This is a genomic window from Carboxylicivirga sp., assembly GCF_982718395.1.
In genome coordinates this window covers 15,547-41,760 of record NZ_CEXQWX010000010.1, presented here as the reverse complement: position 1 = coordinate 41,760, position 26,214 = coordinate 15,547, and the positions used below count along the sequence as shown (strand labels likewise).

Annotated in this window: 12 protein-coding genes; all 12 read left to right on the top strand. The window is 39.1% G+C overall.

Annotated features, from left to right (window positions below; genetic code table 11):
- The first annotated feature begins 74 nt into the window (after positions 1-74).
- The 12 genes from AC4MRQ_RS03735 to AC4MRQ_RS03680 all read left to right on the top strand — a co-directional run bounded on the left by AC4MRQ_RS03735 (position 75) and on the right by AC4MRQ_RS03680 (position 26,188).
- Entirely contained in the window at positions 75-1,403 is a 1,329-nt protein-coding gene (locus AC4MRQ_RS03735; protein ID WP_491196304.1) for a sulfatase-like hydrolase/transferase, read from the top strand.
- A 118-nt stretch (positions 1,404-1,521) separates the two neighbouring features.
- The gene (locus AC4MRQ_RS03730) at positions 1,522-3,057 is read left to right on the top strand and encodes a sulfatase family protein (RefSeq protein ID WP_491196303.1); all 1,536 of its coding nucleotides are present in this window, start codon (positions 1,522-1,524) and stop codon (positions 3,055-3,057) included.
- Positions 3,058-3,265: 208 nt separating this feature from the next.
- Positions 3,266-4,807 (top strand): sulfatase, encoded by a 1,542-nt coding sequence (locus AC4MRQ_RS03725; RefSeq protein ID WP_491196302.1) that lies wholly within the window; start codon positions 3,266-3,268, stop codon positions 4,805-4,807.
- Positions 4,808-5,123: 316 nt separating this feature from the next.
- Positions 5,124-9,167 (top strand): hybrid sensor histidine kinase/response regulator transcription factor, encoded by a 4,044-nt coding sequence (locus tag AC4MRQ_RS03720; protein ID WP_491196301.1) that lies wholly within the window; start codon positions 5,124-5,126, stop codon positions 9,165-9,167.
- A 130-nt stretch (positions 9,168-9,297) separates the two neighbouring features.
- On the top strand, positions 9,298-12,495 hold the full coding sequence (locus tag AC4MRQ_RS03715; RefSeq protein ID WP_491196300.1) for a SusC/RagA family TonB-linked outer membrane protein: 3,198 nt from the start codon (positions 9,298-9,300) through the stop codon (positions 12,493-12,495).
- Positions 12,496-12,520: 25 nt separating this feature from the next.
- Positions 12,521-14,128 (top strand): RagB/SusD family nutrient uptake outer membrane protein, encoded by a 1,608-nt coding sequence (locus AC4MRQ_RS03710; protein ID WP_491196299.1) that lies wholly within the window; start codon positions 12,521-12,523, stop codon positions 14,126-14,128.
- 45 nt (positions 14,129-14,173) lie between these two features.
- Positions 14,174-14,533, top strand: coding sequence for a hypothetical protein (locus AC4MRQ_RS03705; RefSeq protein ID WP_491196298.1), 360 nt, complete (start codon positions 14,174-14,176; stop codon positions 14,531-14,533).
- A gap of 8 nt (positions 14,534-14,541) precedes the next feature.
- On the top strand, positions 14,542-16,131 hold the full coding sequence (locus AC4MRQ_RS03700) for a sulfatase family protein (RefSeq protein ID WP_491196297.1): 1,590 nt from the start codon (positions 14,542-14,544) through the stop codon (positions 16,129-16,131).
- Between the two features lie 384 nt (positions 16,132-16,515).
- Positions 16,516-19,632 (top strand): SusC/RagA family TonB-linked outer membrane protein, encoded by a 3,117-nt coding sequence (locus AC4MRQ_RS03695; protein ID WP_491196296.1) that lies wholly within the window; start codon positions 16,516-16,518, stop codon positions 19,630-19,632.
- 11 nt (positions 19,633-19,643) lie between these two features.
- Entirely contained in the window at positions 19,644-21,452 is a 1,809-nt protein-coding gene (locus AC4MRQ_RS03690; protein WP_491196295.1) for a RagB/SusD family nutrient uptake outer membrane protein, read from the top strand.
- Positions 21,453-21,487: 35 nt separating this feature from the next.
- Entirely contained in the window at positions 21,488-24,472 is a 2,985-nt protein-coding gene (locus AC4MRQ_RS03685) for a SusC/RagA family TonB-linked outer membrane protein (RefSeq protein WP_491196294.1), read from the top strand.
- Positions 24,473-24,508: 36 nt separating this feature from the next.
- On the top strand, positions 24,509-26,188 hold the full coding sequence (locus tag AC4MRQ_RS03680) for a RagB/SusD family nutrient uptake outer membrane protein (RefSeq protein ID WP_491196293.1): 1,680 nt from the start codon (positions 24,509-24,511) through the stop codon (positions 26,186-26,188).
- The last annotated feature ends 26 nt before the right edge of the window (positions 26,189-26,214 follow it).

Sequence of the window (26,214 nt, the reverse complement as noted above, 5' to 3'; positions counted from 1 at the left end):
TGTCAATAGTATGATACATGAGAGCACAGTTGAAATCAGATTGTCATGTAAATTTGAATGTTGATAACTAATTCATGTATTTACTTAAAATGAAAAATACTTTACCGCTTATTTATATTTGCCTGTTGGTAATAACGACGTCTTGTGAAAAAGCCACGCAACCTAATATTGTATTGATTATGGCTGACGATTTAGGTTATGGAGATATCAGCCTGAATGGTTGCACAGAAATTTATACACCAAACATTGATGGCCTGGCTGATGAAGGTACTCAATTTACCAGTTACTATACTTCTGGTCCGGTATGTACGCCAACCCGAACAGCTCTGATAACGGGCAGGTATCAGGCCAGGTTTGAGAATATGGAAGGTGCATTTCACGTTGGAATTGACCATATTGGTTTGAAAAAGGATGAGGAAACCATTGGAAAAGCCCTGCAACGAGCCGGATATTCAACCGGTATGGCAGGCAAATGGCATATTGGAGCACTGGAGCATATGCAGCCACAAAATCAGGGATTTGACGAGTTTTTTGGTTTTCTTGGGGGCAATGTAGATTATTTCAGGCATTGTGACCTGGATGGAAAACCAGACTTGTTTGATAACGGGAAGCCTGTTACCGATGGCTTATATATGACTGATTTAATTACTCAAAAGTCTGTTGAGTTCATTCAAAAACAAAAAGACAATCCTTACTTTTTGTATGTGGCCTACAATGCACCTCACTGGCCATACCAGGGACCGGATGATCAGGATTTAGATGTGGGTACAGTTCAAAAGTGGATCAGGAATGGCGATCGAACAAATCTGAAAAACATGATCGAACGAATGGATCAGGGGGTTGGAGATATCCTGAAATGTATTGAAGGTACAGGAGATCTGGATAACACAATTGTGATTTTCTGCAGTGATAATGGCGGAGACAGACTCGCTGATAATAAACCCTTCAGGGGGAGTAAGGGTCATCTGCTTGAAGGTGGTATTCGTTCGCCGTTAATAATTGCGGGCACATCTGATATTGAAAAAGGTAAACTCACAAACGTGCCATGTATAACGATGGATATTACAAACACTATCTTATCATTAGCCAATGCCGATATAAATGTGGCCTTGGATGGCTATAATCTGCTTGATGAAGATCAGGGGTGGCATATTCGCGCATTATGCTGGCGTAACGATTGGCACAAAGAATATGCAGTCAGGAAAGGAAAGTGGAAACTATTTCATGAAAAAGGTACCAGCTTTCTTTATGATATCGAAACAGACAAAAGTGAGGTTAACGACCTGAAAGAGAAACATCCTGAAGTTTTAAAAGAGCTGGAAGAGGAGTATGTAAAGTGGGAAAGGGAAATGCCATACAAACAAACCAGGTTTGGAAAGCAACTACATGAAGTAAGAAATTAAAGAATAAACTAAAACACATGAAACGAACATGTAAATTTGATTATCCTAATTAACACACAGGAGGATGATCAAATTTATTTGAGAGTTCCATATGACCATTGAAAATAAATTTAATCATATGAAACGACTTATAATAGGTGCATTAGCCATAATTCAACTGTTGTCTTTTTCATCTTGTTTAAACGAGAAGAAAGTTGATAAACACCCCAATATTATTTTCATCATGTCCGACGATCATGCTGAACAAGCCATTGGTGCGTATGGATATGGTTTAAACGAAACACCCAATATAGACCGCCTTGCCGGTGAAGGAGCTATTTTTAAAAACAGTTTTGTGGCTAACTCCATATGTGCGCCATCGCGGGCAGTCATGTTAACAGGCAAGTTTAATCATCTTAATGGACAAATCAATAATACTCATCGTTTTGATGGTTCGCAGTTGACATATCCTAAATTGTTACAAAAAGCTGGTTATCAAACAGCTTTAGTGGGTAAGTGGCATCTGAAAAGTGATCCTACAGGATTTAACTTCTGGAGTGTACATTATGGGCAGGGAGACTATTACAACCCCGATTTTAAAGAAATGGGCAAGCGGAAGAATTATAAAGGTTACTCTACCAATATAGTGCGCGAGAATGGTATTAAATGGTTAGAAAACAGGGACAAAGATAAGCCGTTTGCGTTGTTGCTTCATTTTAAAGCTCCACACCGTAACTGGATGCCGGAAATCTCAAAATTACACATGTACGAAGACAGGGAGTTTTCTCTTCCTGCAACTTTCTGGGACGATTACAACAACCGCGGAAAGGCAGCAAGAGAGCAGGAGATGTCCATTGCCAAAGACATGAAAATAGAATGGGATCTGAAGATGTTTGGTGAAGGTCCGGCAGATGTAAGTGCCGGCAATTATAAAAAGAAGTTAGAGCGCATGGATACCGATGACCGTGCTCAGTGGGATGCTTTTTATGACCAATTGCGTGACGAATTCAAAGCGGATGATTTAAGCGACAAAGAGTTAGCTCAATGGAAGTATCAGCGCTATATGCGCGATTACCTGAAGGTTGTTTCATCTGTGGATGACAATGTCGGAAAAGTTCTGGAGTATCTGGATAAAAACGGATTAGCTGAGAATACAATCGTTGTATATACATCTGATCAGGGCTTTTACCTGGGAGAGCATGGCTGGTTTGACAAGCGGTTTATGTACGAAGAATCATTGCGAACTCCTTTATTGGTACGTTATCCTGAAGCGATAAAGGCAGGAACAACTATTAATGCACTTGTGCAGAATATTGACTATGCACCTACCTTTTTGGATTATACAGGCGTGAATATCCCAGAAGAAATGCAGGGATTATCGCTCAAACCACTTTTGGATGGGAAACAAACAGAAGTCCGTGACGCAATTTACTACCAGTATTTTGAGTATCCTGGACCACACGCCGTAAAACGTCATTACGGAATCCGCACCCAAAATCATAAACTGATTCACTTTTATAATGATATTGACGAATGGGAATTGTACGATTTAGAGAATGATCCGATGGAAATGAATAATCTTTACGATAATCCCGCATATCAAAACTTAGTGTCAGATCTGAAACAGCATTTGAAACAATTACGTACACAATATGGTGATACTACGTTTTTATAAGGTGTCTAAAGCATTAATAGCTATAAGAATATAGATTGTCAAGAGAATGATACATACAGGACAAAGGCTTGAAGAAACGACATCTATATTTGCTGTATAAAACAGAATAATACCAGAAAACGAAATAAACAGGAAAATCCGCATCCGGTTTTTCACGCACAAGGATGACCGGATTTTTCTTAAGAGTCAGAAGGAAAATTTTAAACACATGAAGCTAAAAATATTTACACTTGTACTGATCGTTTTAAGTATTTATTCGGTCAATGCACAGAATAAGAAGCAGCCAAATGTATTGATGCTGGTGGTAGACGACTGGAACGATATGATTGGTGCTTTCGGAGGTAACCAGGCAATAACGCCTAATATGGACAAGTTGTGCAAACAAGGTGTAAAACTAACTTCAACCCAAACAGCAGGAAGTTATTGTACACCATCCCGTACAGCTTTAATGACAGGTATTGGTCCGTGGAATTCAGGTTGCTATGGAGAGCAGCCACACCATTACAATATGCCTAATCAAAAAACGATTCCGGCATTATTTCAGGAAAACGGCTATGTAACCTATGGTGGCGGAAAGGTTTATCATCACATGCCCGGATATGTTGACCTGAAAGGTTATGATGAATATTTTCATTGGAACCCTGAGCAAAAGAAAAAAGGCTGGGGAGTGTTTGCCTGGAAAAATAACCCGGCAACGCCGGCAAATATCCCGGCATCTGATTTTGGTAAAACGGTTTATACCAATTTTGATGTGTGTGCTTTGCCCAATGAAATGGAAAAAGAGATGGCAGACACTAAGATGGTAGATTGGGCTGTTGATCTGATAGAAAAAGGTTTTGACAAACCATTCTTTTTGTCGGCAGGACTTTATTCACCACATAAACCTAATTTTGCACCTCAGAAATATTTTGATCTGTACCCGATTGATAAAATACGGATTCCTGAAATAAAAGAGGATGATCTGGAAGATCTACCGGAGTTGGTTCAAAAAATGGTAGCCGGAAAAAGTCGTCATACACATCAGAAAGTATTGAAGGTAGAAAATGGCTGGAAACGTGCTATACAAGGATACCTTGCAGCAGTTTCATATGCCGACGCACAGTTGGGACGTTTAATGGATGCTTTGGAAAACAGTCCGTATCACAGAAACACGATTATTGTTTTTTGGAGTGATAATGGCTATCACCTGGGTGAAAAAGAATGCTGGGCAAAACATACGCTTTGGGAACGTACAACCAATGTCCCTATGATATGGTCGGGCAAAGGCATCGCTAAAGATAAAGAGTACACTGGCGTTATAAGCTTACTGGATATTTACCCGACATTGGCTGCCATGTGTAAGCTTAAAGGATCTGGTGATTTTGATGGTACAGATATTAGTCAGCAGCTTAAAAAACCGGAAAAGGTTGTGGATCGTGCTGTATTAACAGCCAATAAAAACGGTGATAATTTTAGTGTTTATACAAACAAATGGCATTATATAAACTATGGTTTTGGTAAAGCTGAAGAACTGTATGATGCACAGAATGATCATCACGAATGGAATAATCTTGCAGGTGATCCGGAATACAAGACGGTTATAGAACAAATGCGGACAAAACTTCCTGAAAATCCATCTCCTGTTGCCAAGGGTAAAGAGAGTATTAAAATGGTGTGTGAAGGAGAAAGCTTTAAATGGGTTGAAAAAACAGAAGCTGAAAAGCAAAGAGCAAAAATGAAGAAAAAGGGGAAGAAGAAAGGAAAAAGCTAGATGAAACGAACACGTAAGCTTTAAACCTAAAAATTATACTCAATTTGTCACGACTCAGTCGGGAGGATAATGATTAAAATTCATAGAGAGTTTCATGTTTGTATCGGGCTGAAATGTGGCAAATGAAGATAAAATTTAAACACATGAGTAAATGTGTCATTATCAATAGCAAATAGAGCAAAGAGGTCGCAATAGCAATATTGTCCGGCCTCTTTTGTTTTTTATTGGGAGTTAATTTAAATTTCGAACGTTTTAACCTGAGCATTGCGTGGTTAGGCATAAACTTGAAGTCGGGAAAGCAACTAAACTGAGGAGTATGAAAAAGATAAGTTTATTATTGGTCTGTTTATTAAGCCAGCTGCTTATTGGTGCTCAAATGCGAAACATCAGCATTAATGACGGATTGTCGGACTATAATGTAACAGATATCATTCAGGACTCGCAGGGCTATATTTGGGTGGCAACAATGGATGGTCTTAACCGCTATGATGGATACGACATAACCACTTATAAAAATGAACCTGATAATCCACATAGTTTATTCAAAAACCGGATTTCTGCCCTTTGTGAAGACGAAATGGGCAATATCTGGATAGGAACACGTCGGGGGGTGAGTATTTATAATACCCGGAAGGACAGGTTCTATAATATTGCTATCGAAGCCATAAGTTGCTTCACAAAAGGCCGGAATGGAGATGTTTACATAGGTGCCATCAGTGGTAACCTGTTTAAAGCCAATTGCTATGATATTGATTTTAATTCAACTGAGCCATCTATCAATTTTACATGGCAGAGGCGGGTCAGCTATTTTGTTACCTCATTACTATTAGTTGACGATAAGTTAATTGTAGGCACCAAGGAAGCCGGTATATATATATTTGGCGAAAAGGTAAGCATATCCAGTAAGGTTGAAGGAGTAAATGATTTAAGTCAGCTAGGGCGTGTAAGGGAAATTTTCTATGACTCGAAGCAGCGCATTTGGTGTGCTACTGAAAATGGAACATTCCTGATCATGGAGGCTGATAGCAAATATTTGCTTCAGCGGGTAGATGATAACGAACTTGGTCACCTGCGACAGGTATTTGAATATGCAGATGATACCTTCATTGTATTAACAGACCGCAAGAAGATAAGTAAAGTTGTATATGAAGATAAACAGCTAAAAGAGATTGAGAATATTGGGACCCTGAATAGTTTTGGTACTTGCCTTATTAAAGACCGGAGTGAAGTTTTATGGGTTGGCACAATTGATGAAGGCCTGTTTAACTACAAATTGAATGGAATTGCTTTTAATGAAGCTGATTTCTCTAAGCTGAATCTGGAGAAAGAATGGATCAGCACCATTTATGAAGACAGCTCGGGTTTCTTATGGTTTGCTTTTCGCAATCATTTCCCGGTCCGTGGAGCAACCTTAGTACGAACAGACCTTTCGCTGAATATCCTGAATGTCTTTTCATCTGATAATTCAGCAATAAATACATCGTTTATTTCTTCTATTTATGAAGACGTAAAGGGTGATATTTGGTTTACCTCTCAAGGTGCACTTTTCAGGCTACCAGCAGAGAATAGAAGGAAAAAAGAATTCTTCTTCGAGAAAATTGCCACGGAACCCAAAGGGACACAGTATTCATTAAGTATGTGTAATGATATCAATAATAACCTTTGGCTGGGTACCTGGAATGGAGTGATGTATTCAAAAGTGAATAAGGGAAAGGGTTTTCTTGAGGACTACATCTATTTCTATGAGTATTCAATGGAACACAATGGTATTTCCAGTAGTGAAACAACCATTTGTTATCAGGATCCGCAGGATTCTGTGGTTTGGATTGGTACAAAAGGCGGCGGGTTAAATGCCATCCATTTACAGCATGAAGGCCGGGATTATGACATTAAATATCACCTGAAAGGACATGACGTATGGTGTATTCAACGTTATGCAGATACACTTTGGGCTGGTACATCTAATGGCCTGTACGAATTGCAGATTGATGCACAAAAAAAATGGAATGTCGTCGAGCACTATGCAACAGAGGAAGGTTTACCCGATAATAAGGTGACATCCATTGTCATTGCTCAGGATAATGTACTTTGGGTATCAACCAACAAAGGTATTGCTCAATTGGTCGGACCACAATCCAACAGGCATTTTGTCAGTTATGATAAGCAGGACGGCTTAAAGGCCAACTACTTTACTACTTTGCTATTGACATCTGACGGAACTTATTACGGGGGCAGCGTTGAAGGGGTTAATTTTTTTAAAACCAGTGATCTGGTTCCCAATTTAACACAAGCTGAAATTGTTCTTACAGAACTTGAAATTCAGAACAAAGACATCAAAGTTAATCATGTCAATAATCAGGACAGTATTATTACCCAATCGCTTAACCATGTTGATGAATTACAACTGGATTACACACAAGGAAATATAGAGATTGGTTTTACTGCAATTCATTTCGATAATCCTGGGAAGAATAGGTATGCCTTTCGCTTAAAAGGAGCCAATGATGAATGGACATATACAGGAGCTTTTAACCGGAAAGCATCATTCTCAAACTTAAGACCGGGCACATATACTTTCCAGGTGAAAGCTGCCAATGCCGATGACGTCTGGATGGAAACACCACGTGAATTGAAAATCACAATTGCTAATCCACCCTGGAAAAGCACCTGGGCTTATATGATATACTTTGCATTGGTTGTTCTGGTGTTTTATTTGTTCAGACGCTATTCAATAATAAAGGCTACCGATAAGTACGAACTGAAAATGCATAACATGATCATTGAGAAAGAGCGGGAACTGCACGAAGCTAAACTGCGCTTTTTCACCAATATATCTCATGAATTACGAACACCATTAACGTTGATTTATTCTCCCTTTACAGAACTTCTTGATTTAGTTAAAGATAACCCTAAGATCAGCAAGCGGATCTTGCCAATACAGCATAATGTTAATCGATTAATGCAGCTGCTTAACCAATTGCTTGAATTCCGGAAAGCTGAAACCGGAAATCTGGTATTAAAGGTGAGTAAAGGGGAAATTATTGCCCACTTAAGAAAAATAAAAATCTCGTTTGATGATATTGCGGAGTCTAAGAATATCCGGTTTACTTTTCAGGCATCTCAGCAAACATTAGTAGATTATTTTGATTTCGATAAGCTGGATAAAATTGTTTATAACCTCTTAAGCAATGCTTTTAAGTTTACAAAAGAAAATGGTGAAATTAATGTGAATGCTGAAATTGCTGATGATATGCTCAGGCTGTCGGTGAAAGATAATGGTATTGGGATCGCGCGAAAAAAAGCAAAAAAGATTTTTGACAGTTATTACCAAGTTGACACTACGCCGGGTGGTACCGGTATTGGTCTTAGCCTTGTAAAAGCACTGGTAGAGTTGCATAAAGGGCAAATTGAAGTGGAAACTGAATTAAATAAAGGCACCTGTTTTAATTTAGTATTTCCTTTAGGTGTCCAGCATTATAAAAATCACTTGATTTCGGAACTTGAGCAAAGCTATAATGAAGCCGAATTTAAGAATACCCAATTAGCTGCTGTTGAACACGAAGGAAAAAACGAACAATTGGCAGAAGACAATCAACTCCCAACCATCCTGTTAGTAGAGGATAACCCGGAAATTATAGTCTACCTCAAAGAACTGTTAGGAGAAAATTACACAGTTTATAAAGCCTGTAATGGTAAAGAAGGTCTGAAACAAGCTGAAGACATAATTCCAGATCTAATTATTAGTGATATACTAATGCCTGAAATGGATGGGGTTGAGATGGCACGCTCTCTTAAAACGAATATTAAAACAAGCCATATCCCCTTATTATTATTAACTGCGAAAACAAGTGAGGAAAGTGAAGTGGAAGGTTTGGAGACAGGGGCATACGAGTACATCACCAAACCCTTTAACCCAAAGGTGTTAGTCCATAAGGTTAAGAATATCATTGATACACTGCAGCGCCAGAAGGAGTTCAACAAGAAAATCACACTGACAGAACCTGAAAAGATTGAACTGCCTACAATGGAAGAGGAGTTTTTAAAGAATGTGATGGATGTGATTAAACGGAACCTTTCGGATAGTACATTTGAAGTAACCAACCTTTGTGCAGAGGTAGGATTAAGCCGTATGCAATTGCATCGCAAGCTGAAAGCCATAACGGGACAATCGACTGCGGAGTTTATACGAGCTTATAAGTTTAAAAAAGCAGCAGCATTATTGGTCACAAACAGTATGACTGTTTCGGAAGTTATGTGGGAGGTTGGTATTGAAAGTAACTCATACTTCTCCAGAACTTTCAAATCCATATACGGACGATCGCCATCTGAGTATAAGAAACAACGTGATACTTTGTCCTGAATTTCATGAGGTATCTGTAAGTGGCACCTAATTAGTGAAATACGACTGTCAAAAAAAGGTTACAACCAGACAAATGCAATAATAGCCCTCATTATAACTTGCGGTATCTAAATTCAAATTTTAAGTCAAAATGAGACAGAAACAAATGGGAACATTAAAGAGGTTGGTAACTTTATGGATACTTGCTTTTTTAGGATTAACAGCAGGCTATGCTCAGGAGATACAAATATCAGGTACGGTTGTGGATCAATCAGGAGGAGCTATACCGGGTGTTAATGTTGTGGTTAAAGGTACAACAATCGGTTCCATCACCGATATTGATGGTAACTATCAACTGACAGCGAAAAAGGGCGATATTATTAAGTTCTCTTTTATTGGTTTTAAGGAACAGGAATTAATCGTTAGTACAGACAAACTGAACGTCACTTTAGTTGAAGAATCAATTGGGTTGGATGAAGTAGTGGCAGTAGGTTATGGTACCATGCGTAAAAGTGATTTAACAGGTTCTGTAGCAAGGGTATCAGCTGATATGTTCAAGGATCAGAACAATGTATCAATTGATCAGACATTAGCTGCAAGAGTTGCTGGTGTGCAGGTTGTATCAAATAGCGGAGCACCAGGTGCAGGCGTTAGCATTCGTATTCGCGGTGGTACTTCTATTAATGCAAGTAACGAACCTTTATACGTTATTGATGGTATTCCATTTGTCAATGATGACAACAATGGTTCAACGGCCGGAATTGGGTTCGATACAGAAAATCCAATGGTAAATATCGATCCTTCAGATATTGAAAGTATTGAAGTGTTAAAAGATGCATCAGCCACTGCAATTTACGGTTCACGTGGTGCCAATGGTGTTATACTTGTTACAACAAAAAGCGGTAAATCAGGTAAAACCAACCTTGTATACAATGTATCATATGGAGTTTCAGATGTAACAAATAAGCTTGATCTGATGAATGGAGAACAGTATGCATCCTTTATGCATGAAGCTGATCCGACTGATGAGCGATTTACTGATCCTGACACAGGTGAAGCAATAAGTTACGCTGACTCTACTTCAGTGGACTGGCAGGATGAAGTTTTCAGGGCTGCTAAAGTCCAGAACCATAATTTAAGTATGACAGGAGGTAATGACAAAACCCGTTATGCTTTATCATTGGGTTATCTGGATAATGAAGGGGTGGTAATTAATACTAAACTTTCGAGGTATTCAACAAGAATGAAGGTGGAACACGATTACTCAGACTTCGTTTCTATTGCAGCCAATTACTCGGCAGGTTTTACCGAAGAGAATGGAATTATTTCAGCAGGAACACAAAGTGGTTCAAATGCTGGAGTTATCACTAACCTGATTGTGTATCGTCCAACAGCTATCTATAACGAAAGTGGTGAGGTAGATGATTTTGATCTGTTAGGTAATAAAACAAACCCTTTGGTGTTTGCCAATGAAGTAGAAAAGACAACTACAACATTAAGGAATGTAGGAAATGTAGACCTGAAATTGAATTTTACTAAAGACTTATCATTAAAGATAACCGGGGGAGCTAACATCAATAATGTCAAAAGAAAACAATACTATCCTTCGAATGTAGGTCCGGGGAAAAACTCAAACGGTAAAGGAATTCAAAGCGACATCATGCGTATTGTATGGTTGAATGATAACATTCTAACCTATATTAAGGAATTCGGAAAGCACCGCATCAATGCAATAGCAGGTATTTCAATGCAAAAGTCGATAACCGAAAAACTGGATGTTACCAATACCGAATATGACATTGAGCAAAATGCACTTTACAATATCGGAGCGGGTACAGCACCACTTATGCCATCATCATCTCGTGAAGAATGGGCTTTATATTCATACTTAGGCAGGGTAAATTATAATTTTAACAACCGTTATCTTGTTACAGCAAGTTTCAGGGCAGATGGATCATCCAGATTTGGATCGAATAACAGATATGGTTATTTCCCTTCATTCTCGGCTGCATGGCGAGTGAGCGAAGAAGCCTTTATGCAAAGTATATCAGGTATTTCCAATTTGAAGTTGAGAGCCGGATGGGGACAAACAGGTAACCAGGGGATAGGATTGTTTAGCTATCTGGAAATGCTTAACCAGGCTAATTATAGTTTTGGTGGTAACATACAAACAGGTATACAGCCTAACAATATCGGAAACCCTGACTTGAAATGGGAAACCACTTCGCAGGTGAATGTGGGAATGGACTTAGGGCTTTTTAGCAATCGTATTAACTTCGTAATCGATGCCTACGATAAATATACCGATGATCTATTATTAAATATGCCACTGTCTCAGGTTTCGGGTTATGAAACAGTGATGGCAAATATTGGAGCCGTATCCAATAAGGGGATTGAATTGGCCATTAACACAGTGAACATTGATAATGCTAATTTTAAATGGTTTACCGATTTCAATATAGCGTTTAATGAAAACAGGATTGAAAAACTGGTTAACGCAGGTCAGGATATTTATGTAGAAGCACAATATAATAGTACGGTTCCGGTTCAATATGTACTTCGCGAAGGGGAAGCGGTCGGTTCAATGTTTGGTTATGTTTGGGATAAGAACGATCCGTTGTATCAGATCGATGATTTCACATGGCAGGATAACAGCAATTCGGATATTGCACATGAAGATAGAACGTATGTTTTAAAAGATGAGGTCGCGGCCATTCCCGGAAGTAATGTACAACCTGGTTATCTGAAGTATCAAAACATGTATAGCGAGGATGTGGATGGTGATGGTATCATAACACCTGAAGAACAAGTGATTGATTCTGAGGACCGTCAGATAATCGGAAACGGCTTGCCAAAGCATTTTGGCGGTATCACAAACACCTTCAAATACAAGGGATTTGATTGTATGATCGGATTTCAATGGTCCTACGGGAATGATATTTACAATGCCAACAAGTTTGATTATATGCGTCCGAATATCGCAAAAAACCAGCATGTTGATGTATTAAATGCCTGGACGCCTGAAAATACAAATACAACCATTCCATCACTAAAAGGATTTGGAGCAGTTCTGCCTTCTTCCTTTGTTGTTGAAGATGGTTCGTATATTCGATTAAACAATATTACCATTGGTTATACACTGCCAAAGAAGGTGGCAAAGAAAATGAGGTTGAGTAAAATTCGTGTTTATGCTTCCGGTTCCAATCTTTATACCTGGACCAATTACTCAGGATTTACACCTGATGTAAGTGTGAGCGGTGGAGTTAGCAAATCTCTGCTACCAGGCTTAGACTACAGTTCATACCCTCAGGTGATGACAATTATGGGCGGTTTATCGGTTAACTTTTAACAATCAGACAAAAACGATAAGTATTATGAAACGATATATATTAATTCCAGTCACCCTTATTTTAATCCTGTTTACAGGATGCGACAATGTACTGGATCTGACTCCTAAAACAGGAATAGAAACGGGAGACTATTATAAAACCGATACCGATGCATTGGTTGCTCTTAATGGTGTTTATGATTATTTAGGAGCTCTTAGTGGTGGGTATGGTAAAGACCTTTGGGGAGCAGGTATCGAAATAATGAACGATGAGATGGAGCCCACTCCGGGGAAAGCAAACATTATTGAGAAGATACAATTATCTAATGGAACTGTTGAAAACGAGAATGGTATATTGAAACGAATTTGGGGTAACTGTTACATGGCCATTAATGCAACAAATGTATTGATAGCTAAGTTGCCTGAAATTGATATGGACGAACGTCTGAAAAATCGTATAGAAGCCGAAGCAAGATTTAATCGGGCAATTTGGTATTTCAATCTGGTTCGTTTATGGGGTGATGTACCGTTAAAAACAGAACCTAATACAACCATCTTCCAGAAATACGACAGAATCTCCAGTGTTGATGTTTATGCACAAATAATTGAGGATTTTGAGTTTGGTGCAGGCGTGGTAAACGGTGAGTGGCAGGAGTCGGACGAAACATCAGGTTTACAGTGGAACTATGATGCAACCGGAGAATTTGGACGGGCAAGTAAAGGAGCAGCAATGGCCTATCTGGCTAAAGTATATCAGCAAATGGCAGGTTGGCCGCTTAAAGATGAAGATGCATGGAGCAAGTCAGTTATGTGGTCCAAAAGAGTGATTGATTCCGGTATATATGGCATCTTTGGTGATGAAGATGGTGATGGAGTATATGCCGATGATGATTATGAAAGGATTTGGGGCTACGATAATGAGTACAACAGCGAGATTATTTTTGATGTTCAGTTTATTACCGGAGGTGTTGGAGAAGGCGGACAGATCGGAGCTTTCTATGGAATTCAGGGAAAAGCCGATTTAGGCGCTTCCAATAAACACGGTGCTGTACTGGCAAGTTTCACCAACACTTGGGATGATGACGATAATCTGAATAACAAACCGGATACTGATGATAACCGATTTGAGTGGAATGTAGCTACTTTCAAATGGCTCAATAATGGTACACCTAAAAATCATAATAATCCAAAGCAATACACTTTAGGTAAATTCCGTCGTCCATGGGGAGCAGATCACTATTGGACTGATATACCTCTTAACTTACCTTTGATCAGGTACTCAGATATTTTACTGACCTATGCCGAAGGATTGTACGAAACAGGAGGAAGTACAACAGAAATAAACGACATTTTTAATGCGATCCGAAAACGTGCTTATGGAACCAAATGGGATGAATCATTATATGCTGCAGATGTTACAGGAATGGATCATGATACATTTATCGATTTCCTTCTGATGGAAAGAAGCTGGGAGCTATGCTTTGAAGGCATGCGTTGGTTCGATTTGGTACGAACAGAGCAATTACTGGAAAATATGCTGGCAAGTAACAGTGACGGCAGATTGAATATACAATGGCCTTTACATGGTAAGTTACCAATTCCGCAGTACGAACTGGACATTAATCAGCATTGGGAAACTAACGGATATAAATAAGTTTAGGAGGGAGGAGGAAACTCCTCCTTTTTTAAAGGAATGAATATGAGAAATATTATAAAATCTATATTAATGACAATGCTGATAATGTTGTCATTGAACGGTGTCGCACAAAAGGTTAATCCCAAATTACAGGAGAAATTTGATGCACAACTGACAGAAATGACAGAGGTGATGGAACTAGATGAATCGCAACAGGCTAAAGTAAAAGAGTTGATCACTAAGGTGCATTTCGAACGTCAGAAGGTTCGCAAGCAACATGAAAAAGGAACCGAAGAATTTAAGAATGGTAATAAAGCGATTACGAAAAATTATCATCAGGCCTTGCGTGGCTTTTGCAGCAATGAGCAAATGAAAGCGCTTTTTGCAAATTACAAGAAGAAAAAAGCGAATAAAACAAAATAAGCAGAACGATGAGGTTTCCAAAGTATATAGTTGCATGTTTGCTAATGTTAGTGGCATTGAAAGGCATGGCCCAAAATGAGCGACCTAACGTTCTTTTTATACTCACCGATGATGAAAACTTAAACTCATTAGGGTGTTACGGATATAAAGTACAAACGCCTAACATTGATAAAATTGCAGAAAACGGTATACGTTTCACAAACGCCAATGTAGTGCATTCGGTTTGTAGTCCGTCAAGATATGCGATTTTAACAGGTCGCTATTATTTCAATAACTATCATCCCGAATTTCTAAAAGAGTTTCCTAAGAACCAGGCAGATTGTGTAGGTAACTCTATTTCTCTGGAAGACGATGGTATGAATATAGCCGGAGTTTTGAAGGACAATGGTTACAATACTGGTTTTATCGGTAAGTTTCATGTTGGTTATCACGAGTTATTAGGTACCAATCGTAACTGGGAAGAGGGAGGATTAAAAACCTACCCGAAAACCAAAGACCCGCGGGTGGATAAATCTATCAGTAAAAAGATGAAACATAACCATGACTGGTGGTGTCAGGCTATTAAGTCCTACGGTTTCGACTACGTAAATGGTGTATATTCGGCCAATTTAAGGGAGCTTTTCAACGATTATATGAATGTGCATAACGTAGAATGGACTGCTGATGCGGCAACGAAGTTTATTGAGCAGCAGGAGAATGAAGATCAGCCATTCTTTTTGTTTGTGTCAACAACGTATCCTCATGGTCCGGCACCCGAACGAAAAGTAAAAGGAGAATACGTGGTTTCACTAGATGCTGATCCGGCATTAACCGGAGAAGGTATTGTAGAAGAAGGGGCCAAAGTAAAACGTGAACGACGTCAGCAAATCAAAAACGAAATTAAGAAAGGTGAGTTAGCCACATCACCAACTGCACGATGGTGGGATGATTCGGTTGGCCGCATCATCAATAAACTGAAAGAAACGGGGCAGTACGAAAACACCATTATAATTTACACCTCCGATCATGGTAAAAAGAACCATGGCAAAACAACTTTATACGATACTGGCGTTCATGTACCACTATTAATACAGTGGCCTTCTCAGATCAAAGAGCCACGCGATTATACACATGTGGTTGGCAGTGTAGATTTTACTCCGACAATATTGGAAACCTGCAGTGCAAAAGTGCCTCAGCAAATGAAAATGGATGGAGTAAGTTTTAACTCAGTGCTTCATGGTGAAACAGATGCAACAAGAGGGGCACTCCTGATGAAAATGGGTTACGCTTGCGGTATTAAAACTGACGAATACAAGTACATTGCTGTGCGCTATCCAAAAGATATCGAAAAGCAAATAAAGCGTGGTGAAGATTTCAGAGGCCATAAAAAGGAGCGGATCGCACAACCTTATTATATGCTGCACAAACAATTGTCGCAAAAGTCGGCAAATGGCAATGAGAATTACTGGGTTCGTGATCAACTCTATGCTTACCCAAATGATGTTGAGGAAAAGCACAATATCTACAACGAAGACCTGAAGTTAAGTGAACAAATGAAGCAATTACTGTCGAAGGAGCTTCGTAAAGTAAATAAAGAGCGGCCCTTTGGGGAGTTTTAATTTTAGTAATAGTTTTTTCAAGAGCGGTCAGTTAGGTCTGGCCGCTCTTTTTTTGTATAATACCAACTAATATGAGGGAAAATATCAACAAGGAATAGATTTTAAATATCAGATATTTAATTGGTTATACTACTGTTACAATAGAGCATTAAATTGACATTACACAGCATTTTAGATTGCGATAAGCTGTATTACTTGCAACCATCAAGGTGTATACAGCTAATTGTCATGTCTAATTTAAAATGAAAAATCTATGGTAAAAAAACGGACTTACATTCTTATCACATTTTTTATTGATAGTTGAAAGATCATTAAGTATATATTAAAAATGGTGTGAGATAATGAGAGAAGAACTTGAAAGAGTTAAGTATTAAAAAGTAACCTATGTATAAATCTATAAAAAAATCAAAAGGATCTGTAATGTTGATAGTCCTCATATTTGTAGTTGCAAATATGTTTGCTCAGGAGATTAACGTCAGCGGAAAAATAGTCGATAATGACAAGAATCCTTTGCCCGGCGTAACAATTGTAATTAAAGGCACTACGCATGGAACTATATCTGATTTTGATGGTAATTTTACGATTGCAGGAGTCAAAACAGGAAAAATCTTAGAGTTTAGTTTTATTGGTTTCAGAACTCAGGAAATACCAGCAACAGAAGTTATTAATGTAACACTTCAGGAAGATGTAATGGACATTGAGGAAGTGCAGGTAGTAGCTTATGGGACCAAGAAAAAAGCAACTATTACAGGAGCAATATCTTCAGTTGGCACCGAAGAATTATTAAGAACGCCAAGTGCCAATGTCGTTAATACACTAGCAGGTGCATTACCGGGGCTGGCAACCGTTCAAAACAGCGGACAGCCAGGTGCTGAAGATCCGCGTATTTTTATACGTGGTTCAGGTAGTTTAAGTGACAATGCCTCAAGTCCTTTGATACTGGTAGATGGAGTCGAGCGTTCGTTTTCTCAGATCGATCCTAACGAAATTGAAAACCTGACAGTATTAAAAGATGCTTCGGCCACAGCTGTATTTGGTGTACGTGGTGCTAACGGCGTAATATTAGTGACTACTAAACGAGGAACCGTTGGTAAAACTGCTATCTCAGTGTCATCATCATTTGGATTGCAGCAGCCAACCCGTATCATTGAAATGGCTGATAGTTATACCTATGCAACCGTTTATAATCAGATGTTGATCGATGATGGGGGTGAGGCCGCATTCAGTGATGATGTAGTTGAGGCCTTTAAGACCAATTCCAATCCGATTATATATCCGAATGTTAATTGGGAAGAATACGTTTTGCGCGATTTTGCGACTAAAACACAGCATAATATCAACTTCTCAGGAGGTAGTAATAAAATGAAATACTTTGTTTCCCTTGGATATTTATTTCAGGACGGGGTTATCAAAAGCTTCGATCAGGATTATAACAATAACTTTAACTTCAATCGTTATAACTATCGGATCAATCTGGATGTAAACCTGACTAAAACCACCACCTATAAAATAGGTATTGGAGGCTGGGTGTCAAAAAGTAATGAGCCGAAGCCATCAACCAACTCTGGTTTAATCTGGAACGAGCTGCTAGAGGCTAAGCCATTCTCAAGCCCTGGAATAATTAATGGTAAGCTGGTTCAGACTAACGGTGAAATGTTAGTGTCTCCAACTTATTTTGGCCACCCATTGAGTACTCTGTACGGAGCAGGTTATGTCAATCAATATAAAAACACACTGAACCTTGATTTTGAAGTGACACAAAGTCTTTCTTCATTGGTTAATGGTTTAGAATTTAGCGCTAAAGGAGCCTATAACCTAGGAAGCCGGTATACCAAAAAACACACAAAATCCATTGAAACCTATGTGCCTTGGGAGATTGGTTTTATCGATGAACTGGAACCAGATGACCCGAACTATGACCCGACAATTGTGTATAGTGTTTCGGGGCAGAATACAAATTTTAAACATGAGAAAAGTGATATTGGATATAATCGTGACTGGTACCTCGAATCAAAACTATTCTGGAAGAGGAAAATTGGTGATCACGATCTGTCAGCACTGGCACTTTATAATATGACCAAAAGGTACTATCCATCAGAACCGCGATATATACCTAAAAGTTATGTCGGCTATGTTGGTCGTGTAACCTATGGTTATCAATCGAAATACCTGTTGGACTTAAATGTGGGTTATAATGGTTCAGAAAACTTTGCTAAAGGTTCCACACGATATGGTCTGTTTCCATCTTTTTCTGCTGGTTGGGTTATTTCCGAAGAGTCGTTTATGGATAACCTGGAATTTATTTCATTCCTGAAACTAAGAGGGTCTTATGGTATTGTAGGTAACGATAGTGGAGTTTCCCGCTTTATGTACATCGATGGTGTCTGGGACCCATCTAATGGCTCCTATGCTTTTGGTGTTAACCCGAATGAAATTGATGCGGCTACTGAAGGACGCTTGGGTAATACCGATGTTACTTGGGAAACAGCAGCAAAGCAGAATTATGGTATTGATCTGAGGTTATTCGGACCAAAAATGTCCATCTCAGCCGATTATTTTATTGAGAAGCGCAAAGATATTCTGATAGCACGTCAAACAACCCCGCAGGAAGTAGCATTACTTCTTCCCAATATTAATATGGGTAAGGTGGATAATAAAGGATATGAGGTAAATGTAACCTGGCGCGATGGTGATATTTCAGGGTTTAACTACTTTGTTAATGCCAATGTGAGTTATGCCAAAAACGAGATCATCGAAAAAGATGAGATTCTGTCTGATTATGAATATATGATCGAGACCGGCGGTTCTACAGGACGAACACTTGTTTATAATTTCGATCGGTTTTATGAAGAAACAGACTTTAATCCTGATGGAACATTGATTGCCGATTTACCTCAGCCATCCGGTGTGGTACTTCCTGGTGATCCAAAGTACAAAGATCTGAATAATGATATGGTTATTGATAGTTATGACAGATCATGGTCAGAATTTGGCAGGAGACCAGAGTATGTATTTGGTTTAAATGCCGGATTTGGCTATAAAGGCTTTGAAATATCAACACAATGGTCAGGTGCAACTAACGTATCCCGTTTTTTACAGCGTAACTTCCGTTCACCTTTCGGTGGCGATGGTAGCCGTGGATTGACTCAATATCATGCCGATAACTCCTGGACACTGGAGCTGGGACAAGATGCCTTGTTTCCGCGAATTACAGCATCGCGTTCACCCAATAGTTATGCCGATTCGGACTTGTATATGTGGGATGCTTCATACATCAGGTTAAAGAATATTCAAATTGGCTATACGTTTATGCAAGGAGCTTTTCTTGATAAGCTGGGAATAAAGAAGCTACATGTATATGCTAACGGATTGAACCTGTTAACATTTGATGATATGAAATTCTTCGATCCTGAGTCAGGAACTTCCAATGTTCAGACAGAGGATAGTATGAAATATCCGATAATGAAGATGTATAATGTTGGTGTTAACATTAACTTTTAATTCGCATGATTATGAAGAATTTATATAAGATATTGATATTACTTTCGATTGTAGCTGTCAGTTTTTCCTGTGAAGATTTACAGTTCAATGAAGAGTTTCTTGATCAACAACCGGAATCAGTTGGTTTTACAATTGACACCATGTTCTCTTCAAAGCAGAATTCAGATCTTGTTCTGAATAAAGCATATTCGTACAACCGCTTTCCTTTATTCTCGTTTTTCTGGCCTGAAAGAATGAGAGGAGCCGGTAAAGGTACCTACATGGATATAACAGATCTAGGTATGCAATATGGACATACAGGTGCTAAATTGATATATTATTCAGGGCAATACAATGCAGGTAGCAATAATTTCCTGTATTTCTCTTATCTCAACGACGGGGCATGGGATGCTATCAGATATGCTTATATCTATCTTGAAAATATAGATAAAGTACCTGATATGAGTGAGGAAGAAAAACGTTGGCGAAGAGGTGAAGCCAGGTGCTTAATTGCTTACCGCTATATTGAAATGCTGAAGGCTTTTGGTGGTGTACCATGGCTGGATAAGAGCTATAAAGTGAATGATACACCACAAACAATAGAAAGGGCAACTGTTGAAGAAATGGTGGATAATATTGTTGCATTACTTGATCAGGCTGCAACAGAATTACCATGGGCTTACACTTCTGATAGTGATTATGGGCGTTTTAATAAAGCCAGTGCATTAGGCTTTAAGTTAGAGACCTTATTATTTGCTGCAAGTCCTCTGTTTAATGCAGATCAACCTTATCACCCAGATGGTGCTGTAAACAAATATACCTGGTATGGCAATTACAGTGTTGATCGGTGGAAACGTGCAGAAGCAGCGGGAAAAGAGTTTATGGATGCTTTAGCTGCCAATGGTCATTATGGTTTAGTTCAGCCAACAGGTACATCACACACCGATTACCGTCAGGCCTATATTGATGGTTATCACACGCGAGGTAAAAACGAATGCCTTTATACTATTTTGCCAACAACTCAGGTGAGTGAAAAGGTTAAGCTTACCTGGAATCAACTAATGTGGTATGCTCCATGGTCTCACCGTCAGTGTGGTGTAACGACCGAGTATATAAATATGTTTCCAATGGCCGATGGTTCCGATTTTCCGGCCGATTTTGATTGGGCAAACCCAACGTTTAACCCGTTCTTTGACGCAGCTGGTAATCCTAACCGTGATCCGCGGTTATATGAGACTGTAATGATCAATGGCGATTACTACCAGGCAAGGACAGTCGAAACCTGGAAGGCAGCCAACGGATTTGCTAAAGGTCGTGACTTGATGAACAACAGTTTTACAGCCTTTTACATGCGCAAGTTCGTTCTGGAACGAAACAATGCCACCTCGATGAACAAGCCGATTAACTATGCTGTGTTGCGCTTAGCTGAGGTTTACTTAAGTTACGCCGAGGCCATTAATGAAGCTAACGGAGGACCTGATGCAACCGCCTATGATATGGTTAATAAAGTACGTAATCGGGTTGGTTTAAATGATTTACCTGCCGGATTAAGTCAGGACGAGTTTCGTGCTGCCTGTTTAAAAGAACGCGCTTTGGAATTAGGCTTTGAAGAATGCAGATGGTATGATCTGGTACGATGGAAGATGGAAGATCAGCTAACGATGCCTCTTACAGGTGTTAAAATTTCAAAGGTTTCAGATGCGGGTGAATTCTCTTATGAACAGTACAATCTGCCAACCCGATACTTTATGACCAATTGGGATACAAAATGGTATTTACATGCTTTCCCGAGTTCTGAAATTGATAAGAAATACGGATTGGTTCAAAATCCCGGGTGGTAGTTCTTTTATCAAATGACAATAAATAAAAGTAGTTTATGAAGAAAATATTATATATACTCTGTGTACTTTGTTTGTCAGCAATTCAAATGCTTGCTCAGACTGTTGTCAGCGGGCACGTAAGCGACCAGCGAGGTAATCCTGTTCCGGGAGTTGAATTTTATCGCCCCGAAGGACTGGTCCGAATTGGAGTGAGTGACGAGAATGGCGATATAACAATTGAAAATACTGATGGTCTGGAGTTCCTGAAATACAAGATGTATCAAGGAACGAACTATCAGGGAACGGTGAATATTATCGAAGGAAAAGTTGAATTAATTTTAAATAAGGCTGATCAGGCAATTAGTCTGGGTAAGAATATTACACAATCAGCCGGTGAGTCAACTTTAGCTTCAGGAAGCATACATAGTGATGAACTATCGATTTCTTCTGATGTAAACGTTGCGAAAGCACTTTACGGGCGTATTGCCGGTTTAAGTGTGATGCAGGCAGGAGATGATAATCTGAATGGAGTACCATCACTTTTAATTCGCGGTAAAAATACCTTCAACAGTAATCAGCCGTTAATTTTGGTAGATGGTTTTGCCAGGGATATGAATAACCTGACTCTGGCAGAAATTGAGACAATTACAGTGTTAAAGGATGCTGCTGCATCAGCAATTTATGGAGTAAGAGGTGCCAATGGTGTTATTAATGTCACTACCAAGCGGGGAGCTATAGGTAAAACGCAGGTAAGTGCCGAATATAAGTATAATCATTATCGTCCGTTTCGACGGGTAGAGATGGTGGATGGTGCCACTTATGCGGAACTTTACAACGAAGCCCTCGTAAATGATGGATTGGAGCCGCTTTATTCAGATCAGGAACTGGCTGCTTTCAAATCAGGCCAACATCCAATGGCTTATCCAAATACCGATTGGTATAACGAATCCTATAATGATTTTGCTTCGGGCCATTTATTTGACCTGACAGCTCAGGGAGGTAACGACAACTTTAGTTATTTCACAGCTTTCTCTTATTCGAATGAGGAGGGATTATTTAAATCAAATAATTACTCTCAGCGTGAAGATTCAGACCTTAAAATGACGAATGCCAATCTGCGATCTAATTTTGATATTAAAGTGCATAAAAACACGAAGTTAAAGTTAAACTTGCTGGCGCGTTTGAGCGAATACCAGGAACCAAGGAGTGGTGTTAATGAAATTGCAAAAGCAGTTTATGGAATTCCGGCATCAGCCTTTCCTGTTTTCGGACCCAAAGGAAACTATGCAAGCAATAATTTCTACGATAAAAACCCTGTTGCTATGATCAACAGTTCCGGTTTCAACGAGCGATTGACACAAACACTCTATTCAGATATTCGCATAGAGCAGGACCTTTCCATGGTGCTGAATGGCTTATCTGCCGAAGCTGCTTTGTCTTACGATTATAACTCCAGAGTATTGGATTTTGGAACAAGAGATTATGCTTACGAAGTTATAACACCTACAATTGATGAAAATGGTAATGTTGATATGACCACTGTTGTTTTTGGTGAGGATACACCTATGGAACATGGTGATAACCAGCTATACCAGTACATGAATAACAATATTGAGGCAAAGATCAACTATTCTGCCTTTTTCAACAGGAACCGTCTGAATGCTTCATTGATTTACGAGCAGTCAGGTTATGCTCGTCGTGAAGTGAATGAAACGGAGAAAAGACAGTCGTTAATGGGATATGCTTCACTATCACTTAAAGACAAGTATTTGTTTGATGCTGTTGTAAATTATTCAGGAAGTTCAGTGTTACCGGAGGATGATCGCTTTAAAGTATTTCCGGCTTTGTCGGCAGCATGGCTGGTGTCAGGTGAAGACTTTATGAGTAATTCGTTTGTAGATTATCTGAAAGTGCGTGCTTCGGCAGGTTTATCAGGTAGCGATAATATCGATAAGGACCTGTTCAGGCAATATTACGTTAATGGCGGAACTTATTATTTTAGCGATAACGTCGTTGGTGCCGGAGGTGCACATGAGGGACCTTTACCAGCTGGTATTCTGGATTATGAAACCGTTATGAAGGCTGATTTGGGCTTTGACCTGAATGTAATGGATAACCGTTTACAGTTGGTGACAGATGTATTTTTTGAGCGTCGTGAGAATATTTTGATCGGTAGCGATAAAACTATCTCAGGTGTTTTGGGTGTGGATGTATCCAAACAATCGCAAGGTATTATTGAGAATAAAGGAGTGGAACTAAGCGGACTATGGTCTGATTCACAGGGTGATTTCAAATACCAGATAGGCGCTAATATTTCATTCATCCGCAATAAAATTATCGAGAATAACGAAGGCTATGTGCCATATGCTTACTTGTCGAAGATCGGAAACAGCATTGGAGCCAACTATGGCTTGGAGGCGATTGGTTACTTCGAAGATGAAGCAGATATACAATCTTCACCTGAACAATTGTTTTCAGCTGTAAAACCAGGTGATATCAAATATAAGGATCAGAATGGTGATGAGGTGATTGATCAGAACGATGTGATTAAGTTTGGTGAATCAGGAGCAACACCTGAAGTATATTATGGCTTCCAGTTTGACGTAGAGTACAAAAAAATAGGCTTACGTGCCAACTTCCAGGGAGTAGCTAACAGAACGATCTATACCAATAGCGACCATGTATTTTTCCCGATGAAAAACGGGGCTAATATCTCAAAATACTATGTCGAAAATAATACGCATTGGACAGAAGCTACAAAAGCGACAACAAATATGCCTCGCTTAACCACAATGAATAATGAAAATAACTTCCGGCCAGGCACCCATTGGTTTAAGGATGGTTCATACCTGAAATTAAGAAACATTGAGTTGTACTATAATTTGGATAACACAGGAATTAAAGGATTACAATCCAGGTTATTTGTAAGAGGTACAAACCTGTTCTCAATTGATAATTTAAAAGAGTTTGATCCTGAAAACTTTAGTGCCGGATACCCGTCAGTTTCATCAGTGACAGTAGGGGCATCGTTGAAGTTTTAAGATAATTTAATTTGTTTATTTAAGTAAAATACTGACATGAAGATATATAAAGTAAAAGTTTTGTTATTTGCAGTATTCGCACTAACAGCTTGTGATTATCTTGATTTTGATGAGTCGACAGGAGAACCCAAAGAATATTGGTATTCCTACTTCAATACGAGTCGTCAGTTGGTGAATTACCATTATTCGAAATTATATCAGGATTTTGGTAATGTAGGTAATGCTACATTAGATTGTGCGAGTGATGATGCAGAATATGTGTATTCAAACTCGGCCATTCAGGCGTTTAATGATGGGAGTTGGAGTGCTATTAATGTAAGAGATACACGTTGGGATATTTCTTACAATGCCATAAGATCAATCAATGATTTCTTAAAAACCTATGCAGAAACTGATTTTAGCCGCTTCCAGTATAATCAGAATTACGAGGAGGAATTGTTTAAAAATGAATCACTGCCTTACGAAGCGCGTTTGTTAAGAGCTCTGTATTTATTTGATCTGGCCAAACGTTATGGAGATATTCCAATGCCTTTAACAGTGCTGTCTGTTGAAGAAGCCAACAGTATTGAGCCAACACCTTTTGATGATGTAATTGATTTTATTGTAGAAGAATGTGATGCTACAGCTCAGGAGTTACCATGGGTTTATACGACAGATATCGGAGAAACCGGACGTGTTACAAAAGGTGTGGCAATAGCTTTAAAGTCGCGGGTATTATTATATGCGGCCAGTAAGTTGCATAACCCCAATAATGACATCAGTAAATGGGAAGCTGCTGCTAAAGCTGCTTTTGAATTGATATCAGATGTAGATAATCCATACAGTTTAGAAGGTGATATTAATAAAGACATTACTAACATTGTCGAGTCACAATCACCTGAATTGATTATGATTCGTCGTAACAGTGACAGTAATTATTTTGAAAAGAATAATTACTCCATTGGTTTTGAAGGTGGTAATACAGGAATTTGTCCTTCGCAAAACCTGGTGGATGCTTTTCAGACGAATAACGGTTATGATGTTAGTTTGACTGAAAGTGGCTGGGATAGCGATGATCCGTCTTTTGATGAAACTAATCCGTATGTCGACAGAGATCCGCGTTTTTACAAAGCTGTGTTGTACAATGGAGCGGTTTACAAAAATCGTCCGATGGAAATCTATGAAGGAGGGATGGATGGACTGCCAATTCAGGGCGCGAGCCTGACCGGCTATTACTTGAAAAAGTACCTGATAGAGAATTTGGATCTGAGCCCCGGGATTGACCAAAAAGATAAACACCACTGGATTATTTTCAGATATGCAGAGATTCTGATGAATTATGCAGAGGCAATGAATGAAGCTTATTCACCCGATTTTACCAATTCGGAACTAACCATGTCTGCCACAACAGCATTGAACATGATCAGGCAAAGGGCGCAGATGCCATTAGTCAGTGGTTTATCTCAGGAAGAATTTAAAGCGGCAATAGTACAGGAACGACGTGTTGAATTTGCCTTTGAGGGCATGCGCTTTTGGGATATCCGACGGTGGATGATTGGTAATAATACTCAACAGAACCTTTACGGAGCACGAGTCGTCCGTGATATAAGCGGGAACGACCAGTATGAACTCAAGTTGGTTGAAAACAGGGTTTGGGATGAAAAAATGAACCTTTATCCTATTCCGCAACAGGAAAGATTTATTAATCCAAACCTGGATCAAAATTCAGGTTGGTAAACAATGTCTAAAAAACCCATGGCTTA

Coding starts and splice junctions, on each gene's coding strand:
- AC4MRQ_RS03680 (WP_491196293.1), top strand. CDS start 24,509: ATGAAGATATATAAAGTAAAAGTTTTGTTATTTGCAGTATTCGCACTA.
- AC4MRQ_RS03715 (WP_491196300.1), top strand. CDS start 9,298: ATGAGACAGAAACAAATGGGAACATTAAAGAGGTTGGTAACTTTATGG.
- AC4MRQ_RS03720 (WP_491196301.1), top strand. CDS start 5,124: ATGAAAAAGATAAGTTTATTATTGGTCTGTTTATTAAGCCAGCTGCTT.
- AC4MRQ_RS03685 (WP_491196294.1), top strand. CDS start 21,488: ATGAAGAAAATATTATATATACTCTGTGTACTTTGTTTGTCAGCAATT.
- AC4MRQ_RS03705 (WP_491196298.1), top strand. CDS start 14,174: ATGAGAAATATTATAAAATCTATATTAATGACAATGCTGATAATGTTG.
- AC4MRQ_RS03710 (WP_491196299.1), top strand. CDS start 12,521: ATGAAACGATATATATTAATTCCAGTCACCCTTATTTTAATCCTGTTT.
- AC4MRQ_RS03730 (WP_491196303.1), top strand. CDS start 1,522: ATGAAACGACTTATAATAGGTGCATTAGCCATAATTCAACTGTTGTCT.
- AC4MRQ_RS03735 (WP_491196304.1), top strand. CDS start 75: ATGTATTTACTTAAAATGAAAAATACTTTACCGCTTATTTATATTTGC.
- AC4MRQ_RS03700 (WP_491196297.1), top strand. CDS start 14,542: ATGAGGTTTCCAAAGTATATAGTTGCATGTTTGCTAATGTTAGTGGCA.
- AC4MRQ_RS03690 (WP_491196295.1), top strand. CDS start 19,644: ATGAAGAATTTATATAAGATATTGATATTACTTTCGATTGTAGCTGTC.
- AC4MRQ_RS03695 (WP_491196296.1), top strand. CDS start 16,516: ATGTATAAATCTATAAAAAAATCAAAAGGATCTGTAATGTTGATAGTC.
- AC4MRQ_RS03725 (WP_491196302.1), top strand. CDS start 3,266: ATGAAGCTAAAAATATTTACACTTGTACTGATCGTTTTAAGTATTTAT.